Source organism: Yersinia canariae (assembly GCF_009831415.1).
In the GTDB taxonomy this organism is placed as follows: domain Bacteria; phylum Pseudomonadota; class Gammaproteobacteria; order Enterobacterales; family Enterobacteriaceae; genus Yersinia; species Yersinia canariae.
Map to the genome: position 1 here is coordinate 13,453 of NZ_CP043727.1, position 22,244 is coordinate 35,696.

Below are 22,244 nucleotides of genomic sequence, written 5' to 3' on the forward strand. Positions count from 1 at the left end.
TTGGCCACCATGAAAGATGTCGCCCGCTTAGCGGGCGTATCAACCTCTACTGTCTCGCATGTCATTAATAAGAATCGTTTTGTTAGCGATCCTATTCGCGACAAAGTGCTGGCAGCCATCAAGCAACTTCACTATGCACCTTCTGCGCTGGCGCGGAGTTTAAAACTCAACGAAACTCGGACTATCGGCATGTTAGTTACTGCCAGTAGCAACCCATTTTATGCTGAAGTGGTACGTGGCGTGGAGCGCAGTTGCTATGAGCGCGGCTACAGTTTGATTCTGTGTAATACCGAGGGCGATATTGATCGCATGAGTCGTAGCATTGAAACCCTGATGCAAAAACGGGTCGATGGTTTGCTACTGATGTGCACTGAGAGTCACCGCCCGTCGCAGGATATTCTGCGTTGTTATCCTTCTCTGCCGATTATTATGATGGACTGGGCGCCTTTCGAAGGGGTCAATGACGTCATCCAGGACAACTCTTTATTGGGCGGAGAAATGGCAACCTCGTATTTGATTGCTAGAGGATATACTCGTATTGCCTGTATTGCTGGCCCACAAGATAAAACACCGGCGAAAGAACGTTTGGAAGGATTCCGCCAGGCAATGGATCGCGCGGGCCTACCCGTGCTTCCAGGTTATGAGGTTGCCAGTGACTTTGAATTTGGTGGCGGTTTAGTTGCTATGAAGCAGTTACTTGCATTGCCGCAGCCCCCTGAAGCAGTATTTACCAGTAATGATGCTATGGCGGTTGGTGTTTATCAGGCTTTGCATCAGGCAGGGTTATCGATTCCGCAAGATATGGCGGTCATCGGTTATGATGATATTGAAATCGCACAATATATGACGCCACCTTTGACGACGATTCATCAACCAAAAGATGACCTCGGCGAACTGGCTATTGATACTCTTATTCACCGGCTAAATAACCCGGAAGCGGAACCACAGGTTCTGATTCTCACTCCCGAGCTAATTGAGCGCGGTTCAGTCGCCGTCCGTTAAACCTCACTCTCTGCGGGCTGATTCACTTTTTTTACATTACGGCCCTGAATTAAGTTATCGCCATCTTTAGGTTTGAGTAATAAGAACACCACGGATGAAAGCAACGTCACCACCCCCATCGTAATAAAGGTGTAGTGGAAGTGGTCGACATTATCACCAAGCGACAATCCATCGTAAAACCGTAAAACCACTGCGCTGATAGCCACCCCGAAACTAATCGCCAGTTGCTGGGTTACCGCTAAGACACTGTTACCTGAACTGGCATTGCTATCTGTTAAGTCAGCCAACGTAATGGTGTTCATCGCGGTAAATTGTGTCGACATCGCCATACCCAAGATAAATAGCGGCAATATCATCATCCAAGCTGGCATGCCCGGCGATTGAAATGCAAATAAGGCAATCAGCACACCAATAATGGCCGTAATACCAACTAATACCGTGCGGTATCCTAATGAACGTAAAACTTGGGTGACAGCGGATTTAGCCATCATTGAACCAATGGCCGTTGGCGCCATCATGCAACCGGCAATAATAGCGGAATAACCAAATCCAACCTGCAACATCAGTGGTATCAAGAAAGGAACACAACCTGTACCTAAACGTGATGCTACGTTACCGGCAATACCGACAGAGAATGTGCGGGTTTTAAACAACGGCAAACCAATGAGAGGATTTGGATGCCCTTTCGCATGGAATATATAGAAGAGCAGCATCAATAAACCGGCCAGTAGCACCATAATAGGCAGATAACTGGCAATATCGGGCCGCCCCATAATTTCCAGGCTCACGGATATCATGACTAAACTGCTACCAAATAGCAGAAATCCGATAATATCAAAGGCGCGTTTTGGCATGGTGAAGTCCGGCATATATTTGCGAGCATAAAATATGCCCAATAAGCCGATAGGAATATTAAGGATGAAAATCCAGTGCCATGTGGCGTAGGTTACCAGCAAGCCACCTAATAATGGTCCCATTACCGGGCCAATTAATCCTGGGATGGTGACGAAATTTAATACTGGTAATAACTCACTGCGCGGATAAGCTCGGATAAGTGCGAGTCTGGCAACGGGCATCATCATAGCGCCACCCACCCCTTGAATAACACGGGAAGCAACCAAAAATGGCAGAGAGCCGGACAGCGCACACAGTAATGACCCCATCGTAAATAATGAAACCGCTAAAATGAAAACCCGCCGAGTTCCGAAACGATCGGCCAGCCAGCCACTCACCGGAATTAGCATCGCAACCGTGAGGGTGTAGCTAATAATGGCCGACTGCATTGTCAGAGGTGAACGATTAAGACTTTCCGCGATTGAAGGGAGTGCAGTATTCAGTATTGTGGCATCCAAAGCCTGCATAAAGAAAGCCATGGCGGCTATCCAAGGGAGGCCCGCCATGCTGCGTGCAGATTTTATCATTGTCCGTCCTGATTATATTGGGTGGGCGTGAGTACCCTCTCTATATATATAGATATAAACAACATTTGGCAGTTAGTCTTTCTCTTTTAATAGCACCTGACAAGCCACTAACGCACCTTGGTTATCACCGGCCAAAATGGTATCGACAATATTTTGATGGTGTTGCAGCTTAATCACTTCATCGCCGGTAATTGAACGAAAGTAACTGTGATAAACAGAACTGAACAAATTAGCGAAAGATGTTAAAAATGGATTACCGCTGGCTTCATAGATTAATTGATGAAACTGAGCATCCACTTGAATCCAGCGTTCACGATTAAAATGGGCATGCAGCTCCCGCATCTCTGTCATTAATGATGCTAACAGGGCTTTCTGCATTTCATTGGCATGGGTAGCGGCCAGTGAACAAGCTTGAGGTTCAAGTGACCTCCTTAATATAAGGAAGTGTTGCATGACTTGATCGAAATTCTCCCTAGTCATCCACCAGGTTAGTAATTCCTGATCAAGGAAGTTCCAGTTGGTTTGCGGCATAACGCGAGTGCCGATACGTGGACGCGGTAATAACATCCCTTTTGCAGCGAGCATCTTTACGGCTTCACGAACTGCGGTACGGCTGACACCAAATTGTTCCCCCAACTCTATCTCACCAGGCAAGATACTGCCGGCTTCATATTCTCCTGCAAGGATGCGTTGGCCAATTTTTTCGGCCAGCAGATATGAAAGATTGCGCTGAGCGGCCTGTTGTTGGGTATTTAGTTGCATGGTGTTTTGTCCTATCTGTCTTCTTATACTTCTATTTTACTCTACTGTTTAACTCGGGTATTGAATGTTTAGCTTAATAATTGTTTAAACATTGGCCTTTTATCCCATTATTGCTGAAAAAAAACACGGTTGAAAAGTTTTTTCAAATTAGGGGTTGCAGGCTGTCAGGAACTCCCTATAATGCGCCTCCACTGACCGGGAACAACGAAACATACTTCGCCGGGTCAGGAAGAGAAAAGATAGACTTTGACTTCGAAAGAAAACAAATAAACTCTTGACTCTTCAGCGGGAAAGCGTATTATCTGCCTCCCGCGTTACCGTAAGATTCGCCGCAAGGCAAACGGGTAACGAACGCTCTTTAACAATTTATCAGACAATCTGTGTGGGCACTCGCAAGACGATATCGAAGCCTGTTTCGACAGGCAAAGAAATATCAAAGTCTTGAAGAGTGACCAAAGCAGTACACATTTGAACCTCGGTTCGAATGCATATTTGCAGAAAGTAATCTTTGAGCATCGCTACTTTCATTAGTAGCAAATCAAACAAATCTTAAATTGAAGAGTTTGATCATGGCTCAGATTGAACGCTGGCGGCAGGCCTAACACATGCAAGTCGAGCGGCAGCGGGAAGTAGTTTACTACTTCGCCGGCGAGCGGCGGACGGGTGAGTAATGTCTGGGAAACTGCCTGATGGAGGGGGATAACTACTGGAAACGGTAGCTAATACCGCATGACCTCGCAAGAGCAAAGTGGGGGACCTTAGGGCCTCACGCCATCGGATGTGCCCAGATGGGATTAGCTAGTAGGTGGGGTAACGGCTCACCTAGGCGACGATCCCTAGCTGGTCTGAGAGGATGACCAGCCACACTGGAACTGAGACACGGTCCAGACTCCTACGGGAGGCAGCAGTGGGGAATATTGCACAATGGGCGCAAGCCTGATGCAGCCATGCCGCGTGTGTGAAGAAGGCCTTCGGGTTGTAAAGCACTTTCAGCGAGGAGGAAGGCATTGTGGTTAATAACCGCAGTGATTGACGTTACTCGCAGAAGAAGCACCGGCTAACTCCGTGCCAGCAGCCGCGGTAATACGGAGGGTGCAAGCGTTAATCGGAATTACTGGGCGTAAAGCGCACGCAGGCGGTTTGTTAAGTCAGATGTGAAATCCCCGCGCTTAACGTGGGAACTGCATTTGAAACTGGCAAGCTAGAGTCTTGTAGAGGGGGGGTAGAATTCCAGGTGTAGCGGTGAAATGCGTAGAGATCTGGAGGAATACCGGTGGCGAAGGCGGCCCCCTGGACAAAGACTGACGCTCAGGTGCGAAAGCGTGGGGAGCAAACAGGATTAGATACCCTGGTAGTCCACGCTGTAAACGATGTCGACTTGGAGGTTGTGCCCTTGAGGCGTGGCTTCCGGAGCTAACGCGTTAAGTCGACCGCCTGGGGAGTACGGCCGCAAGGTTAAAACTCAAATGAATTGACGGGGGCCCGCACAAGCGGTGGAGCATGTGGTTTAATTCGATGCAACGCGAAGAACCTTACCTACTCTTGACATCCACAGAACTTAGCAGAGATGCTTCGGTGCCTTCGGGAACTGTGAGACAGGTGCTGCATGGCTGTCGTCAGCTCGTGTTGTGAAATGTTGGGTTAAGTCCCGCAACGAGCGCAACCCTTATCCTTTGTTGCCAGCACGTAATGGTGGGAACTCAAAGGAGACTGCCGGTGATAAACCGGAGGAAGGTGGGGATGACGTCAAGTCATCATGGCCCTTACGAGTAGGGCTACACACGTGCTACAATGGCAGATACAAAGTGAAGCGAACTCGCGAGAGCAAGCGGACCACATAAAGTCTGTCGTAGTCCGGATTGGAGTCTGCAACTCGACTCCATGAAGTCGGAATCGCTAGTAATCGTAGATCAGAATGCTACGGTGAATACGTTCCCGGGCCTTGTACACACCGCCCGTCACACCATGGGAGTGGGTTGCAAAAGAAGTAGGTAGCTTAACCTTCGGGAGGGCGCTTACCACTTTGTGATTCATGACTGGGGTGAAGTCGTAACAAGGTAACCGTAGGGGAACCTGCGGTTGGATCACCTCCTTACCTAACGATACGCATTGCGCAGTGTCCACACAGATTGTCTGATGAATGTAAACGAGCAAGAGCACCTGTTGATGTTGTGAGTTTCGACTCATGCTGATGCAAAAACGATTAAGTTGAATGATTTAATCGGATTTTTGTGTCCCCATCGTCTAGAGGCCTAGGACACTGCCCTTTCACGGCTGTAACAGGGGTTCGAATCCCCTTGGGGACGCCACTCCGATAATGTGTGAAAGACATTATCACCGGTTCTTTATGAACTGAAAATATCTTAAAGATGACTTTAACGAGTCGTGTTTAAGATATTGCTCTTTAACAATCTGGAACAAGCTGAAAATTGAAACAATACAGCTGAAACTTATCTCTCCGTAGAAGTACTGAGATAAGGATTAACCTGTATTAGAGTCTCTCAAATAATCGCAATACGACGATGTCTGTAAAGACACCTTCGGGTTGTGAGGTTAAGCGACTAAGCGTACACGGTGGATGCCTAGGCAGTCAGAGGCGATGAAGGGCGTGCTAATCTGCGAAAAGCGTCGGTAAGGTGATATGAACCGTTACAACCGACGATACCCGAATGGGGAAACCCAGTGCAATTCGTTGCACTATTGCATGGTGAATACATAGCCATGCAAGGCGAACCGGGGGAACTGAAACATCTAAGTACCCCGAGGAAAAGAAATCAACCGAGATTCCCCCAGTAGCGGCGAGCGAACGGGGAGGAGCCCAGAGTCTGAATCAGTTTGTGTGTTAGTGGAAGCGTCTGGAAAGTCGCAGGGTACAGGGTGATACTCCCGTACACAAAAACACACTTGCTGTGAACTCGATGAGTAGGGCGGGACACGTGACATCCTGTCTGAATATGGGGGGACCATCCTCCAAGGCTAAATACTCCTGACTGACCGATAGTGAACCAGTACCGTGAGGGAAAGGCGAAAAGAACCCCGGCGAGGGGAGTGAAATAGAACCTGAAACCGTGTACGTACAAGCAGTGGGAGCACCTTCGTGGTGTGACTGCGTACCTTTTGTATAATGGGTCAGCGACTTATATTTTGTAGCAAGGTTAACCGAATAGGGGAGCCGTAGGGAAACCGAGTCTTAACTGGGCGTCTAGTTGCAAGGTATAGACCCGAAACCCGGTGATCTAGCCATGGGCAGGTTGAAGGTTGGGTAACACTAACTGGAGGACCGAACCGACTAATGTTGAAAAATTAGCGGATGACTTGTGGCTGGGGGTGAAAGGCCAATCAAACCGGGAGATAGCTGGTTCTCCCCGAAAGCTATTTAGGTAGCGCCTCGTGAACTCATCTTCGGGGGTAGAGCACTGTTTCGGCTAGGGGGTCATCCCGACTTACCAAACCGATGCAAACTCCGAATACCGAAGAATGTTATCACGGGAGACACACGGCGGGTGCTAACGTCCGTCGTGAAGAGGGAAACAACCCAGACCGCCAGCTAAGGTCCCAAAGTCATGGTTAAGTGGGAAACGATGTGGGAAGGCATAGACAGCCAGGATGTTGGCTTAGAAGCAGCCATCATTTAAAGAAAGCGTAATAGCTCACTGGTCGAGTCGGCCTGCGCGGAAGATGTAACGGGGCTAAACCATGCACCGAAGCTGCGGCAGCGACACTTAGGTGTTGTTGGGTAGGGGAGCGTTCTGTAAGCCGTTGAAGGTGACCTGTGAGGGTTGCTGGAGGTATCAGAAGTGCGAATGCTGACATAAGTAACGATAATGCGGGTGAAAAGCCCGCACGCCGGAAGACCAAGGGTTCCTGTCCAACGTTAATCGGGGCAGGGTGAGTCGACCCCTAAGGCGAGGCTGAAAAGCGTAGTCGATGGGAAACAGGTTAATATTCCTGTACTTGGTGTTACTGCGAAGGGGGGACGGAGAAGGCTAGGCTAGCCGGGCGACGGTTGTCCCGGTTTAAGCATGTAGGCGGAGCGACTTGGTAAATCCGGTTGCTTATCAACGCTGAGGTGTGATGACGAGTCACTACGGTGATGAAGTAGTTGATGCCAAGCTTCCAGGAAAAGCCTCTAAGCATCAGGTAACATTAAATCGTACCCCAAACCGACACAGGTGGTCAGGTAGAGAATACTCAGGCGCTTGAGAGAACTCGGGTGAAGGAACTAGGCAAAATGGTGCCGTAACTTCGGGAGAAGGCACGCTGGCATTAGGTAAAGAGACTTGCTCTCGGCGCCGAAGCCAGTCGCAGATACCAGCTGGCTGCAACTGTTTAATAAAAACACAGCACTGTGCAAACACGAAAGTGGACGTATACGGTGTGACGCCTGCCCGGTGCTGGAAGGTTAATTGATGGGGTCAGCCGCAAGGCGAAGCTCTTGATCGAAGCCCCAGTAAACGGCGGCCGTAACTATAACGGTCCTAAGGTAGCGAAATTCCTTGTCGGGTAAGTTCCGACCTGCACGAATGGCGTAATGATGGCCAGGCTGTCTCCACCCGAGACTCAGTGAAATTGAACTCGCTGTGAAGATGCAGTGTACCCGCGGCAAGACGGAAAGACCCCGTGAACCTTTACTATAGCTTGACACTGAACATTGAGCCTTGATGTGTAGGATAGGTGGGAGGCATCGAAGCGTGGACGCCAGTCTGCGTGGAGCCAACCTTGAAATACCACCCTTTAATGTTTGATGTTCTAACTCGGCCCCGTGATCCGGGGTGAGGACAGTGTCTGGTGGGTAGTTTGACTGGGGCGGTCTCCTCCCAAAGAGTAACGGAGGAGCACGAAGGTTAGCTAATCACGGTCGGACATCGTGAGGTTAGTGCAAAGGCATAAGCTAGCTTGACTGCGAGAGTGACGGCTCGAGCAGGTACGAAAGTAGGTCTTAGTGATCCGGTGGTTCTGAATGGAAGGGCCATCGCTCAACGGATAAAAGGTACTCCGGGGATAACAGGCTGATACCGCCCAAGAGTTCATATCGACGGCGGTGTTTGGCACCTCGATGTCGGCTCATCACATCCTGGGGCTGAAGTAGGTCCCAAGGGTATGGCTGTTCGCCATTTAAAGTGGTACGCGAGCTGGGTTTAGAACGTCGTGAGACAGTTCGGTCCCTATCTGCCGTGGGCGTTGGAAGATTGAGAGGGGCTGCTCCTAGTACGAGAGGACCGGAGTGGACGAATCACTGGTGTTCGGGTTGTCATGCCAATGGCATTGCCCGGTAGCTAAATTCGGAAGAGATAACCGCTGAAAGCATCTAAGCGGGAAACTTGCCTCGAGATGAGTCTTCCCTGGGGCTTTAAGCCCCCTGAAGGAACGTTAAAGACTATGACGTTGATAGGCTGGGTGTGTAAGTGCAGCGATGCATTGAGCTAACCAGTACTAATGATCCGTGAGGCTTAACCTTACAACACCGAAGGTGTTTTGGTGATTTGAGAGAGATTTTCAGCGACGTTCCGAGATTGGGCTGGCTGGCTGTGTGTAGGATTGCATAGCGGGTTAGTTTAGACAGAATTTGCCTGGCGGCCATAGCGCGGTGGACCCACCTGATCCCATGCCGAACTCAGAAGTGAAACGCCGTAGCGCCGATGGTAGTGTGGGGTCTCCCCATGCGAGAGTAGGACACTGCCAGGCATCAAATCAAGCCGAGACCCCATGCCAAAAGCGTGGGGTTTTTGCTATGCGCGCGATATAGAAAACTGAAACAAATTAGTTTTTTGTGTGGGATGGCGGATAGTTCGTTATGCGCGAATAGCGAAATAATAAAAGAGAAGGCTACCCTGGCGGGTGGCCTTTTTTTGTTTTATAGTTGTGATAAGTTCATTTGAAGCCAATGACAAATAAAGTCTGCAATCTGTTCTGGCTGATTAATATCTAATTGTCTCACTGTTGTATCTATTGGTTTATCGCTTGCTAACGCAATAACATACTTATCAATTAAATCCGCGTAAGGTTTTCCTACGGCTTCTCTATAGAGGGCAATTTTGTTGATTGGCTCATGCTTAAAACCCTCCACCAAGATTATATCGATAGTTGTAGTATCTAACCTACTGGCTAGATAGTGCAGATCCAACGGTTTTTGTTCTGGGGTTTCTGTCATTAACGCCCAGCGACAATCGCTGGCTACGAGGGTTTGGTGCGCGCCAGCCTTACGTAATTCATAGCTATCCTTGCCTGGTGTGTCAATTTCCATATTGTGATGCGTATGTTTAATCAGACCGACCCGGATTTGGCGCTGTTGTAATAAAGGAATCAGGCTTTTGAGTAATGTTGTTTTTCCTGTACCACTGTATGCGGCAATACCTAATAGTGGTGGTGTTTTTTTGCTCATAATACCCCTCTTTGACTCTGTTCCCATAAATCGCAGTCTGCTGGAGTATTTAGGTTACTGAATTGACCGCTTTGTCCGTTGAATACTACCGGCTGTGCGTTAATACTTTCCATAAATATCATCAGCTTGCGATCTCCTCTTGCGAGATATTCGGCAAGGAGTGGTTTCAGACTAATATGCATTAGTGCAAACGTCGGGTGCGCTCGCTCACCATCGTGAACATAGGCCGCCAATGCTTGCTGCTTTCCTTGCCAAAGCTGAGATACTAAGTTGTCAGGAAGCGCTGGAACATCGCAGGGCGCAAATACAACCCATTCCGTAGCTGAATAGCTCAAACCCGTATGCATGCCGGCCAATGGGCCTACAAAGCCGGTAATGATGTCGTTAATGACAGGAACTCCACTTTCTTGATAGAGATCTTGATTACGATTAGCATTAATAAAGAGATCGTTAACCTGAGATTCTAATCTATCAATGACATATTGAAACAATGGTTTACCGTGAAGAAGAATAAGCCCTTTGTCATTACCTCCCATTCGGGAAGAACGGCCGCCAGCAAGAATAACACCAGTAATATTGGGCTGCATTTCCATCACTCCGCTGTATTCGATTGACTGACGAATTGTATCTTTAAATAGGTGGATTGGTCAGGATTTACTTTTATTGACAATAGGCTCTCTTTCCCTGTGTGAATATCCCTGCTACTTTGTCAGCATATTTTTAAATAGGATAAATTTGCTATGAAATGCCATCGTGTTAATGAACTGATTGAGCTTTTACATCCAGCCTGGCAGCAAGAGCCCGATTTAAATCTGGTGCAGTTTTTACAAAAACTGTCGGATGAGGCTGGTTTTGAAGGCGAGTTATCAGAGCTAACGGACGATATTCTTATTTATCATCTAAAAATGCGCGGTTCAGCATCGACGGAAGTGATTCCTGGCCTGAAAAAAGATTATGAAGAAGACTTTAAAACTGCCATATTGCGCGCGCGTGGCATCATTAAAGATTAGTCATACTCCTGTCTGCGTAGATAGGGGCTTTGATGATACTATTTCTTATTCTCAGCGAGCCGCTGTCACTTATAAAGACTGAATGTTGTTATGAACAGCTCTGCTTTTAATTTTCAGACATTGTCCCCTGACCTGATTATGGATGCCCTCGAAGGGGTTGGGTTACGGGTGGATTCAGGATTAACTGCGCTCAATAGCTACGAAAATCGCGTTTATCAGTTTATGGACGAAGATCGTAAACGGTACGTGGTGAAGTTTTATCGTCCTGAGCGCTGGAGCCGTGAGCAAATTCTGGAGGAACATCAGTTCTCGCTTGATTTGGCAGAGTCGGAAATCCCGGTGATAGCTCCATTGCCGCTAAATGGGGACACCTTGCATACTCATGGTGGTTTTTTCTTTACGGTTTTTCCGAGTGTTGGTGGGCGTCAGTATGAAATTGATAACCTTGATCAATTAGAGTGGGTTGGGCGCTATTTAGGCCGAATTCATCAGGTGGGCAGTGATTCTCTTTTTGTTGCTCGCTCAACAATAGGAATTGAGGAGTATCTGACTGAACCGCGTCAGTTATTGGCCAGTAGTGAGTTGGTGCCGGCAAAACAGCGGGATAAATTTCTGGCCGCAACTGACCTGCTCATTAGCACGATAAAGCAGTATTGGCACACCGACTGGCTACCATTACGATTACACGGTGATTGTCACCCGGGTAATATTTTGTGGCGTGATGGGCCGATGTTTGTTGACTTGGATGATGCTCGAAATGGCCCGGCGGTTCAGGACCTTTGGATGTTGTTACACGGTGAGCGTCGCGAGCAATTAATTCAGTTGGATATCTTGCTAGAAGCTTATGGTGAGTTTGCTGATTTTGACCAACGTGAACTCGCACTCATTGAACCGTTACGCGCGATGCGGATGGTTTATTACCTTGCATGGGTCGCCAGACGTTGGCAGGACCCGGCATTTCCTAAAAGTTTTCCGTGGATGGCGGAGTCTGACTTCTGGTTGCAGCAGACTGCATCATTTACAGAACAGGTTAAGCTGTTGCAGGCACCCCCTTTACAGCTGATGCCAATGTACTAAAGCTAAGATAATGGAGATTGTTATAGTATGAAAAATGTATGGTTAGCACTCGTTGGCATGGTGATGGCATTCAGTGCATCGGCAGCACAATTCACTGATGGTACTCAGTACCAAACATTAAACAAGCCGGTCACTGGTGAGCCTCAGGTTTTAGAGTTTTTCTCTTTCTATTGCCCTCACTGCTACCAGTTTGAAGAGGTTTATCATGTTCCTCAGACCGTGAAAAAAGCACTGCCTGAAGGGACTAAAATGACCCGTTACCATGTTGAATTCCTTGGCCCATTGGGTAAGCAACTGACTCAAGCATGGGCTGTTGCTATGGCATTAGGTGTTGAAGAGAAAATCACTCCACTGATGTTTGAAGGTGTACAGAAAACACAAACTGTACAAACTCCTGATGATATCCGTAACGTTTTCATTAAAGCGGGTGTGAGCGGCGAAGATTATGACGCAGCATTAAATAGCTTTGTGGTTAAATCACTGGTTGTTCAGCAGCAAAAAGCCGCTGAAGATTTACAATTACGTGGTGTACCCGCGATGTTTGTTAATGGCAAATATATGATTAAGAACGATGGCATGGATACCAGCTCAATGGATAACTATGTTAAACAGTATGCGGATGTCGTTAAGTTCCTACTGACACAGAAATAATAGTATAAAAAGAGGGGCTGAATTTTATTAGCCCCTCTTTTCACTTCTCCAATATCTGTTCATATCAAACCCGCTTCCATCTATGCCCCGAAAATATCATATTTTCTCGTGTGATAGTCATGCAACAGAATGCTGACTTTTATTTATTTTGGTGTTGTTTTTGGTTGAATTATTTATTTCAGTGATAGGTAATTGCCCATATTGTTTAGTGCAAAAAAGATAAAATGAGTCTGTGTGAAGTTATAAAAATTTTGTATCAGTAAATTTCTCTTAAGTAAAAATTACTGACCTTATTAAAGTCACTAAATAAGTAATATCCACAAATTAGATAAATAAATTATGACAGAAAAATAAGAAAGTCATAATTATAACTATCTGATTTTTATTGTTAAAAATATTACGCTATAAAAAACAGGTTGAAAGATATAATCTGCTCATGTTTTTATTCACAAAGTTATCCACAATCTGGATCTTTAAGATCACAATGTAAAAATGCTCTTTTTCGCACAAGAATGGACGCTAAAATTCGTCTCTTGCGGCCAGCTATGGCATTCTTAACGTCAGACCTTGCTGAATAAAGATGAAGAAACTCTATGGCCCAGATTGCAGAAAACCCATTGATCCTTGTTGACGGTTCCTCTTACCTCTATCGTGCATACCATGCTTTCCCGCCGTTAACCAACGGCAGCGGCGAGCCAACGGGTGCGATGTATGGCGTGTTGAACATGTTGCGCAGTCTGTTGTTGCAATATCGGCCAAGCCATGTGGCCGTCGTTTTTGATGCCAAAGGTAAAACATTCCGCGATGAACTTTTTGCGGAATATAAGTCCCACCGCCCACCGATGCCAGATGATTTACGGACCCAAATTGAGCCGCTTCACCAGATGGTTAAGGCGATGGGGTTGCCTTTATTGGTGGTTTCCGGCGTTGAGGCTGACGATGTTATCGGTACTTTGGCACAAGAAGCGGAAAAAGCAGGTCATGCTGTATTAATCAGTACTGGTGATAAAGATATGGCGCAATTAGTTACGCCAAATATCACTCTTATCAATACAATGAATAACGCTATTTTAGGGCCACAAGAAGTGTGCGAAAAATATGGCGTTCCTCCTGAGCTGATTATTGATTTTCTCGCATTGATGGGGGATTCCTCAGATAATATTCCGGGCGTACCGGGCGTCGGCGAGAAAACGGCGCAGGCTTTATTGCAAGGTCTGGGCGGATTGGATGCGCTATTTAGCAATTTGGATAAAATAGCCACGCTAACATTCCGTGGTGCAAAAACAATGTCTGCCAAATTAGAGCAGAATAAAGATGTTGCCTATCTCTCCTATAAACTGGCCACTATTAAAACGGATGTTGAACTGGACGTCACTTGTGATGAGCTGAAAGTCTCAGCGCCGGATGATGAGCAATTGCATCAATTATTCAGTCGTTATGAATTTAAGCGCTGGTTGGCAGATGTCGAAGCCGGTAAATGGCTGGATGCTAAAAAAGACAGGCCAGCAGCCCAGACAAGCAATAAAGCTTTTGTTGCAGCAGAATCAGCTCCTGTAGCTGAAGTTACTGCTGTGCTCTCACAAGAGAATTATCAAACTATCTTGGATGAGACATCTTTAAATGATTGGATTGAGCGGCTTAAGAAAGCGGAGGTTTTTGCTTTTGATACGGAAACTGACGGTCTTGATACGCTCAGCAGCAATTTAATTGGCCTCTCTTTTGCTGTGGCACCGGGTGAGGCAGCTTATTTGCCATTAGCACATGATTACCTGGATGCACCTGTACAGCTTGATAGGGATTGGGTTTTGGCCCAACTTAAGCCATTACTGGAAGATGATAAGGCCCTTAAAGTGGGGCAGAATCTTAAGTTTGACCAAAGCATGCTGGCGCGTTATGACATAGAACTGCGCGGTATTGCTTTCGATACTATGCTGGAATCTTATGTTTTAGACAGTGTTGCCGGTCGACACGATATGGATAGCTTGGCCGAGCGTTATCTCAATCATAAAACTATTACTTTTGAAGAGATCGCCGGTAAAGGTAAAAACCAACTTACTTTCAACCAAATTGCCTTAGAACAAGCTGGCCCTTACGCGGCAGAAGATGCGGATGTTACCTTACAATTGCATTTGGTGTTGTGGCCGAAGCTACAGCAAAGTGAAGGTCTAAAGCGGGTTTTCCAAGAAATTGAGATGCCTTTGCTGCCGATCCTGTCCTGCATTGAGCGCACTGGTGTCCTGATTGACCAGAATATATTGGCGGCACATTCTAAAGAACTGACTATCCGCCTTGATGAGTTGGAAAGACAGGCTCATGAATTGGCAGAAGAGCCCTTTAATCTCGCCTCACCTAAGCAATTACAGGCCATTTTGTATGAAAAACAAAAATTGCCTATCTTGAAGAAAACACCAGGTGGCGCTGCTTCAACCAATGAAGAGGTACTGGCTGAATTGGCATTGGATTACCCTTTGCCGAAAGTTATTCTTGAATATCGTGGCCTGGCGAAGCTGAAAAGTACTTATACCGATAAATTGCCGTTGATGATTAACCCTGTTTCTGGGCGAGTTCATACTTCTTATCATCAGGCCGTCACTGCGACCGGGCGCTTATCTTCCCGAGATCCTAATCTGCAAAATATTCCGGTGCGAAATGAAGAAGGGCGTCGCATACGCCAGGCTTTTATTGCCCCAGAAGGTTATCGCATCATGGCGGCGGACTATTCACAGATTGAGCTGCGCATCATGGCCCATTTGTCACAGGACGAAGGGTTGCTAGCTGCATTTGCGGCCGGCAAGGATATTCACCGCGCGACGGCGGCGGAAGTCTTTGGTTTACCTCTGGAAAAAGTCACGAATGAACAACGCCGCAGTGCTAAGGCCATTAACTTTGGTTTGATTTACGGTATGAGCGCATTTGGTTTGGCGCGGCAGTTGAACATTCCTCGTGGGGAAGCGCAACGTTATATGGATCTCTATTTTGAACGCTACCCAGGCGTGCTGGAATATATGGAGCGCACACGTAAGCAAGCTGCTGATCAAGGATATGTCACAACCCTGGATGGCCGTCGTCTCTATCTGCCAGACATTCACTCACGTAATGCAACTCGTCGTAAGGCTGCTGAACGCGAGGCTATCAATGCGCCGATGCAGGGAACTGCCGCTGATATTATTAAGCGCGCAATGATTGCAGTAGATGCATGGTTGCAGCAAGAACCTGAGCCTTTGGTGCGGGTAATTATGCAGGTACACGATGAATTGGTATTTGAAGTGCATGAAAGTGTATTGGAAAGCGCTGAGCAGAAAATTCGTGAGCTGATGGAACAAAGCATGCAACTGGCGGTGCCATTAAAAGTTGATGTCGGTGTGGGCTATAACTGGGATCAAGCTCATTAGTTGTGTGGGTAAGTGGTGATAAATAAAGCATTTTATGTAATTAAGCTACATTTAGGAGCGATAATGCGGCGGTGATGTGCGCTGAATCGTGCCAATTTGTGTAACTATACAACAAAAAATTCTTTTGCCCTGCAAAAAAATGATGTAGAGTTACAGATGTAGGGTACAGAGGTAAGATGTTCTATCTTTCAGACCTTTTACTTCACGTAATCGGATTTGGCTATATATTAGCCGCCCCAGTCATTTATTGACTGGGGCGTTTTTTATGGGATTTTGTCAGCATTTTTCGTGAATCTAAAGAGAAACAGCGAGATAGCCGCGGTAAAAATAGAGTTTGATGATTTTTACTTTGGCGTGAGGGATATTGTCAGGAACTCGTTTCAGGGCGGTATGAATATCCCCTCGGGGTCACAGCCCTTGCGGGCTGCTGTTAGCGGTTATTAATCACTCACCTTCATCGTCATAATCATCAATCATCACTTCCGGCGGGATCTCGCTGAACCAGGTATCCAGTTTTTCGCGCAATTTATCAACGCCAATCTTTTTCAATGATGAGAAAGCTTCAACCTGAATATCACCCATAAATGGAATGATCGCTTCCCGAACCATGTTCAGTTGGGCTTTGCGTGCGCCAGATGCCAGCTTATCGGCTTTGGTCAGCAACAACATAACCGGGGTGCCGACGGCGACAGCCCATGTAATCATCTGCTGGTCCAAATCTTTTAGCGGATGACGAATATCCATCAACACAACTAATCCTTTCAGGCAATTACGTTTCTGTAAATATTCCCCTAATGCGCGCTGCCACTTGAGTTTCATCTCTTCAGGGACTTCGGCATAGCCGTATCCCGGCAAGTCGACCAGACGTACGCCCTCAACCACTTCAAATAAGTTAATTAGCTGAGTACGGCCCGGGGTTTTACTGGTTCTGGCCAGGCTTTTCTGATTGGTTAATGTATTGAGAGCGCTCGATTTACCTGCATTTGAGCGGCCAGCAAATGCCACCTCAATACCTTCATCACGTGGCAGATGGCGAATATCCGGAGCACTGATGACGAAGTGAGTCATGTGATAGTTATAATTTCTGATAGTCAAAATTTGTCGTCTCCGCGAGAGATAGCTTACATGCAGCGATTATAACTGCATCGAGCCGAAAAAAGGGGGTTTATCTTTATACCCGTCATACTTCGAGCTGCATGTGAGTGCGCTTTCTGCTTTCCTGCAACTCGAATTATTTAGGGTATCTACCTTTCGTACGTTATTTCGCAGGGGATCGTGACACTCATACATCTGTTTTTTTTGTGAAATTATAGTTTTTGTGAGTTAGTGGTCATTGTAGGAAAAACTAATCGCTTATCATTGAATGATTGTTAAGAAAAACTTTATTAAAAGTCGGCTACACTTATCAGCGGTTAGTTTGTTTCTATGATTATTTTTTTGAATAAAAACAAATGACTGGTTTTGTTTTTCACAGTACATGATGTGCTGGCAAGGAGCTTAAAGACTTAGGATGAGTTGCCTATGCTTAAGGAATGTAATGGATATACTGTGAGCCAGGGATGATATAGGGAGCTTATATAAAGGGATGTTTATGGACACAGGTCGGAGTGCCGGGTGAGTCACCTTCAGGGTTGAAGGGATGGCAAGGAAGGCAAAATGCAGGAGGGAGAAACCGGGACGTTATGTAAGTGCAGGGAATGCGCTGTAAGGATATCCTTCCGCAGAAGGTGCGAAAAAAGGCGACAGGTTAATCTGCCGCCTTTTTTCTTTCTCTTCTTTCTGCTAGATTCCGCCCAATCTTATACTCAATAAATTTCAAGATGCAGGAAAGCAGTAAGTGAGCATCTGCAACTTGGAAGATGACGGGTATATACTCAATCCGATCCCATACTCATTTAAGAGCACAGGTTATGAAGCAACCAAATAAAGCACCACGCGCTGACCGTGCGGCCCCGAAAGGCACCGCAACGCCAAAGCGTCATAAAAAAACCCGTGTAGAGCTTGATATTGAAGCCCGCGAGCGCAAACGTCAGAAGAGACACAGCGGTAATCGCTCAGGTGCGAGAACGAATGTCGAGGGTGGCAATAAGAAGGGTCAAAGCGAAACTCAAGAAAAAGATCCGCGCATTGGCAGCAAAGTGCCGGTGCCTTTGATGGTCGAGAGCAAGGCAAAAGCGAAGCCAACCACTAAGCCTGTGGCCAAAGTTGAAGCCAAGCCACGTCTGACACCGGAAGAAGAGCTGGCTAAGCTGGAAAACGATGAGCGCTTGGATGCATTGCTGGACAGACTTGATAATGATGAAGTTTTGAGCAAAGAAGACCAAGCTTATGTTGATCTGACGTTGGACCGTATCGATGCCCTGATGGAGCAATTGGGTATTGAACTGGGCGACGATGAAGATGATGAAGAGCGCGAAGAAAAGCCGGAAGATATCTTAAAATTACTGAAGAGCGGTAATCCAAAAGATACATTTTAAACCATGAAATGGGTGATCCCGGTAATAGCCCTACTACTTACATGTTATCTACTGTGGTTATTGGGTAAACTATGGCGACTGTCGCAACGAAGAATGCGGTTGCGCAGCGCTACTGCGGCCAGACAACGAAAACATCTGCCCCTTAACCGGCCCGGTAAGCGAAAATATCGGAAGGAATGAACATGTCTGAGCACGCTATAGTTTGGGATCTGTCCCTGATTCAAAAATATAATTATTCAGGGCCGCGCTATACCTCATATCCCACAGCCCTTGAGTTTAGTGAAGATTACAATGAATCTGCTTTTCAGCAGGCGGTGAAACGTTATCCACAGCGGCCCTTGTCGCTGTATGTGCATATCCCATTTTGCCACAAGCTTTGTTATTTCTGCGGTTGCAATAAGTTGGTGACGCGCCAACAACACAAAGCTGATGAATATTTGGCGATATTGGAACAAGAGATCCGCCAGCGTGCTGCGTTGTTTGCCGGGCGTCAGGTTAGCCAGATGCATTGGGGGGGTGGCACACCCACTTATCTGAATAAAACACAAATCACTCATTTGATGAATCTGTTACGTGAAAACTTTGATTTTCTGCCCGGCGCTGAGCAGTCAATTGAAGTTGATCCGCGTGAAATTGAGCTGGATGTGCTCGATCATCTGCGTGCTGAAGGGTTTAACCGCCTGAGCATGGGGGTGCAGGATTTCAATAAAGAGGTTCAACGGCTGGTTAACCGTGAGCAAGATGAAGATTTTATCTTTGCGCTCATTGCCCGTGCCAAGGCCTTGGGTTTTAACTCAACCAATATTGATTTGATTTATGGTTTACCAAAACAGACACCAGAAAGTTTTGCGTTTACCCTCAAACGGGTGGCCGAACTCAGTCCTGACCGCCTAAGTGTCTTCAATTATGCCCATTTGCCGAGCCTGTTTGCGGCACAGCGCAAAATTAAAGATGCGGATTTACCCAGCGCTGAACAGCGGCTGGATATTTTACAGCACACCATCAGTTTCTTAACCGAATCCGGCTATCAGTTTATTGGTATGGATCATTTCGCCCGGCCAGATGATGAGTTAGCCGTTGCCCAGCGGGAAGGTAAATTGCATCGTAATTTCCAGGGCTATACCACCCAAGGGGAGAGTGACTTACTCGGGTTGGGAGTGTCGGCCATTAGCATGTTGGGTGACAGTTACGCGCAAAATGAAAAAGATTTGAAGACTTACTATGCAGTGGTGGAGCAGCGCGGCAATGCATTGTGGCGTGGCCTGACCATGACGGAAGATGATTGCTTGCGCCGTGACGTGATTAAAACACTGATTTGTAATTTCCAGATCAGTTATCAGCCGATTGAACAGCATTATGGTATTCGTTTTGCAGATTATTTTGCTGAAGATTTTGAGTTGCTCGCCCCCTTTGAACAAGATGGGCTGGTGGAGCGGGATGATAAAAGTATTCGTGTGACGCCGCGCGGGCGTTTACTCATTCGTAATATCTGTATGTGTTTTGATATTTATTTACGTAAACAAGCGCGCAGACAGCAGTTCTCCCGCGTTATCTGATGAGATCACCCTCAGTGATGAGGGTGATTTTCAAACAAAACTATTCCATTCCCAACTCTTTTAGCTTACGCGTTAGCGTATTTCGGCCCCAACCCAACAAGCGCGCCGCTTCCTGTTTGTGCCCTTGGGTATGACGTAATGCGGTCGTTAACAGCGTGCGCTCCATTTCGGGCTGTGCTTCCGATAACAAATCTTGATGACCAGAGCGGAGTGCGCGATCAGCCCATTGCGCCAGCAATGTTGACCAGTTGTCTGGCATCCGCTGACCGGAAGCATCTGGCGTACTGGTCTCGAACAGCTCAGAAGGTAAGTCCTGAATAAGGACTTCCTGCCCAGCAGCCATGACTGTCAGCCAGCGGCAGGTGTTCTCCAGTTGGCGCACATTCCCCGGCCAAGGCAGGCGAGTTAGCGCGACTTCTGTTTCAGGATGCAAATTCTTAGCTTCCACGCCCAATTCTTTTGCGGCCACTTGCAAGAAGTAGCGGGCCAGACGCGGAATGTCCTCACGGCGCTCACGCAGCGGAGGTAAATGCACTCGAATCACATTCAAACGGTGGAATAAATCCTCACGGAATTTACCTTCCTGAACACGAAGCTCCAGGTTTTGGTGAGTCGCCGCAATGATGCGCACATCCACTTTGACTGGCGCATAACCGCCAACCCGATAGAACTGACCATCAGCCAGCACTCGCAACAGGCGGGTTTGTACATCCAGCGGCATATCACCGATTTCATCCAAAAACAGTGTGCCGCCATCTGCTTGTTCAAAACGCCCTTGGCGGACTTGATTCGCGCCGGTAAAGGCTCCTTTCTCGTGGCCGAACAACTCGGACTCAATTAAGTCTTTCGGAATTGCGGCCATATTCAGCGCAATAAAGGGAGCTTTGGCGCGCGGGCTATGGCGATGTAATGCATGGGCCACTAACTCTTTACCCGTCCCCGACTCCCCGTTAATTAGCACACTGATAGAGGAGCGAGACAAGCGGCCAATGATGCGGAAAACGTCCTGCATCGCCGGTGCTTCACCAATGATATCAGCCGTAGGGCCACTGGCGGGTTGGGCGCGAGCAGGTTGTTGCTGTTCCTGATAATGGCTGATAGCCCGTTCAACCAGCGCGACCGCTTCATCAATATCAAAAGGTTTGGGCAGATAATCAAACGCCCCTTGCTGATAGGCGCTCACCGCGGCGTCTAAATCAGAATGTGCCGTCATTATGATGACCGGGAGCATGGGGTGGCGCTGCTTAATCTGTTTCAGCAGTGCTAATCCGTCCATGCCGGGCATACGGATATCGGATAACAACACATCCGGGGTTTGTGTGGCCAGCGTATCCAACACCTGATTACCGGAATCGAATGTTGTACAGTTTAGGCCCGCTCCAGTCAGTGCGCGCTCAAGCACCCAGCGGATGGAGCTATCGTCATCGACGATCCAGACTATCCCTCGTTGCATAGAAACCTCACTGGCGAATAGGCAGGTAAACCGAGAATTCGGTATGTCCCGGCCAACTGTTAAATTCAATTTTACCCGAATGTTGATCAATAAGACTGCGGGCAATCGACAGGCCAAGGCCAGTCCCCCCCTCACGACCGCTGACCATCGGATAGAACACGGTATCTTGTAATTGCGTTGGCACGCCTGGGCCATCGTCCTCAATATCAATGCGCGCTGCTAAACGGTAGCGCACGCCATGCAGCGTTATCTGAAATGCGGTGCGGGTCCGAAGTGTAATTGTGCCACCGGCCTTACCTAAAGCTTGCAATGCATTGCGGGTGATATTCAGTAGCACTTGCTCAATTTGGTCGGGGTCATGCGCCAACTCAGGCAAACTTGGGTCATAGTCACGGATTAACGTCACGTTATCCGGTTTCTCTAATGAGACTAGCTGGCAAACTCGTTCAGCAACCTGATGAATACTCTGTGTAACATGTTGACCGGGCCGCTGTGGGCCTAATAAGCGGTCAACCAAGTTACGTAAGCGATCAGCCTGCTCAATAATGACTTTGGTATATTCCAGCAGTGCCGGATCGGGTAAGGCTTTTGACAATAATTGTGCCGCGCCCCGTAAGCCACCTAACGGGTTCTTAATCTCGTGAGCTAACCCGCGCACCAAATCTCGGGCTGCAACTTGTTGTGCATGTTGCAATTGCTCTTGGCTTAATCGACGCTGATTATCCATCGGCGCCATTTCCAGCAATATAAAACCTTCAGGGAGTGACTGCGCGGTCAGCGATAAAATATGTGCACGGCCATCAACCACTAATGTCACTTCATTATCGGTAAAACCTTGCCCATCTTTCAGACTTTCCCGCATCAAATCGATATTGAGAGAAAAATAGCCTAATAAATCTGGCAGAGGTGTACCAAAAAGTTTACGGGAGCTTTGCGCCAGAAGTTGCTGGGCGGCGGGATTGGCATAGTGGATAGCCAAATCATCATCTAATAGCAGAATACTATTAATGAGAGAATTAAGGATCTGCCCAGCATCGGGCAGCGTGCCTGTTGCCATTACG

14 protein-coding genes, 1 tRNA gene, 3 rRNA genes and 1 pseudogene are annotated in these 22,244 nt (G+C 47.4%); 12 read left to right on the forward strand and 7 right to left on the reverse strand.

Features of this window, described 5'->3' with window-relative positions:
- Entirely contained in the window at nucleotides 1–1,002 is a 1,002-nt protein-coding gene (rbsR, locus tag F0T03_RS00065; RefSeq protein ID WP_159677005.1) for a ribose operon transcriptional repressor RbsR, read from the forward strand.
- On the opposite strand, the gene mdtD is transcribed toward rbsR, so the two are convergent.
- Together mdtD and F0T03_RS00075 are read right to left on the reverse strand one after the other, a co-directional pair.
- Nucleotides 999–2,423: a multidrug transporter subunit MdtD gene (mdtD, locus tag F0T03_RS00070; RefSeq protein WP_145555360.1), complete on the reverse strand. Its 1,425-nt coding sequence runs from the start codon at nucleotides 2,421–2,423 to the stop codon at nucleotides 999–1,001. The two genes, rbsR and mdtD, sit on opposite strands and share 4 nt — an antisense overlap.
- A gap of 72 nt (nucleotides 2,424–2,495) precedes the next feature.
- Nucleotides 2,496–3,185, reverse strand: a complete 690-nt coding sequence (locus F0T03_RS00075) for a FadR/GntR family transcriptional regulator (RefSeq protein ID WP_145555361.1) — start codon at nucleotides 3,183–3,185, stop codon at nucleotides 2,496–2,498.
- A gap of 551 nt (nucleotides 3,186–3,736) precedes the next feature.
- Here F0T03_RS00075 and F0T03_RS00085 point away from each other — a divergent pair.
- From F0T03_RS00085 to rrf, 4 genes are all read left to right on the forward strand, one after another.
- Nucleotides 3,737–5,280, forward strand: a 16S ribosomal RNA gene (locus tag F0T03_RS00085).
- 138 nt (nucleotides 5,281–5,418) lie between these two features.
- Nucleotides 5,419–5,494, forward strand: a tRNA-Glu gene (locus F0T03_RS00090).
- A gap of 242 nt (nucleotides 5,495–5,736) precedes the next feature.
- Nucleotides 5,737–8,643: ribosomal RNA gene (locus F0T03_RS00095) — 23S ribosomal RNA — on the forward strand.
- Between the two features lie 111 nt (nucleotides 8,644–8,754).
- A 5S ribosomal RNA gene (rrf, locus tag F0T03_RS00100) occupies nucleotides 8,755–8,870 on the forward strand.
- Together the 16S, 23S and 5S rRNA genes with 1 tRNA gene alongside form the textbook arrangement of a ribosomal RNA operon.
- Nucleotides 8,871–9,039: 169 nt before the next feature.
- Here the strand turns inward: rrf and mobB are convergent.
- Together mobB and mobA are read right to left on the reverse strand one after the other, a co-directional pair.
- Complete coding sequence (gene mobB, locus F0T03_RS00105) at nucleotides 9,040–9,567, reverse strand: molybdopterin-guanine dinucleotide biosynthesis protein MobB (RefSeq protein ID WP_145556589.1); 528 nt, start codon at nucleotides 9,565–9,567, stop codon at nucleotides 9,040–9,042.
- Nucleotides 9,564–10,154: a molybdenum cofactor guanylyltransferase MobA gene (gene mobA / locus F0T03_RS00110; RefSeq protein WP_162526844.1), complete on the reverse strand. Its 591-nt coding sequence runs from the start codon at nucleotides 10,152–10,154 to the stop codon at nucleotides 9,564–9,566. Before mobA ends, mobB begins: the two co-directional genes overlap by 4 nt.
- A gap of 153 nt (nucleotides 10,155–10,307) precedes the next feature.
- Here mobA and F0T03_RS00115 point away from each other — a divergent pair, with 153 nt between their 5' ends.
- From F0T03_RS00115 to spfP, 5 genes and pseudogenes are all read left to right on the forward strand, one after another.
- On the forward strand, nucleotides 10,308–10,577 hold the full coding sequence (locus F0T03_RS00115) for a YihD family protein (RefSeq protein ID WP_049562874.1): 270 nt from the start codon (nucleotides 10,308–10,310) through the stop codon (nucleotides 10,575–10,577).
- A 90-nt stretch (nucleotides 10,578–10,667) separates the two neighbouring features.
- Complete coding sequence (locus tag F0T03_RS00120) at nucleotides 10,668–11,654, forward strand: serine/threonine protein kinase (protein WP_145556591.1); 987 nt, start codon at nucleotides 10,668–10,670, stop codon at nucleotides 11,652–11,654.
- A gap of 27 nt (nucleotides 11,655–11,681) precedes the next feature.
- Nucleotides 11,682–12,305 carry a thiol:disulfide interchange protein DsbA gene (gene dsbA, locus F0T03_RS00125; protein ID WP_145556592.1) on the forward strand — a complete coding sequence of 208 codons (624 nt, stop codon included), beginning with the start codon at nucleotides 11,682–11,684 and terminating at the stop codon, nucleotides 12,303–12,305.
- 593 nt (nucleotides 12,306–12,898) lie between these two features.
- Complete coding sequence (gene polA / locus F0T03_RS00130; RefSeq protein WP_159677008.1) at nucleotides 12,899–15,697, forward strand: DNA polymerase I; 2,799 nt, start codon at nucleotides 12,899–12,901, stop codon at nucleotides 15,695–15,697.
- Between the two features lie 176 nt (nucleotides 15,698–15,873).
- Nucleotides 15,874–15,918: pseudogene (spfP, locus tag F0T03_RS21980) on the forward strand (small protein SpfP); the annotation flags it as partial.
- A 223-nt stretch (nucleotides 15,919–16,141) separates the two neighbouring features.
- Here spfP and yihA read toward each other — a convergent pair.
- Nucleotides 16,142–16,792, reverse strand: coding sequence for a ribosome biogenesis GTP-binding protein YihA/YsxC (gene yihA, locus F0T03_RS00135; RefSeq protein ID WP_145554422.1), 651 nt, complete (start codon nucleotides 16,790–16,792; stop codon nucleotides 16,142–16,144).
- An 815-nt stretch (nucleotides 16,793–17,607) separates the two neighbouring features.
- Here yihA and yihI point away from each other — a divergent pair.
- The gene (yihI, locus tag F0T03_RS00140) at nucleotides 17,608–18,174 is read left to right on the forward strand and encodes a Der GTPase-activating protein YihI (protein ID WP_145554423.1); all 567 of its coding nucleotides are present in this window, start codon (nucleotides 17,608–17,610) and stop codon (nucleotides 18,172–18,174) included.
- A 182-nt stretch (nucleotides 18,175–18,356) separates the two neighbouring features.
- Nucleotides 18,357–19,730 (forward strand): oxygen-independent coproporphyrinogen III oxidase, encoded by a 1,374-nt coding sequence (hemN, locus tag F0T03_RS00145; RefSeq protein ID WP_145554424.1) that lies wholly within the window; start codon nucleotides 18,357–18,359, stop codon nucleotides 19,728–19,730.
- A 40-nt stretch (nucleotides 19,731–19,770) separates the two neighbouring features.
- On the opposite strand, the gene glnG is transcribed toward hemN, so the two are convergent.
- Together glnG and glnL are read right to left on the reverse strand one after the other, a co-directional pair.
- The gene (gene glnG, locus F0T03_RS00150; RefSeq protein WP_159677009.1) at nucleotides 19,771–21,183 is read right to left on the reverse strand and encodes a nitrogen regulation protein NR(I); all 1,413 of its coding nucleotides are present in this window, start codon (nucleotides 21,181–21,183) and stop codon (nucleotides 19,771–19,773) included.
- A gap of 7 nt (nucleotides 21,184–21,190) precedes the next feature.
- Complete coding sequence (gene glnL / locus F0T03_RS00155; RefSeq protein WP_145554426.1) at nucleotides 21,191–22,240, reverse strand: nitrogen regulation protein NR(II); 1,050 nt, start codon at nucleotides 22,238–22,240, stop codon at nucleotides 21,191–21,193.
- Nucleotides 22,241–22,244: the final 4 nt, after the last annotated feature.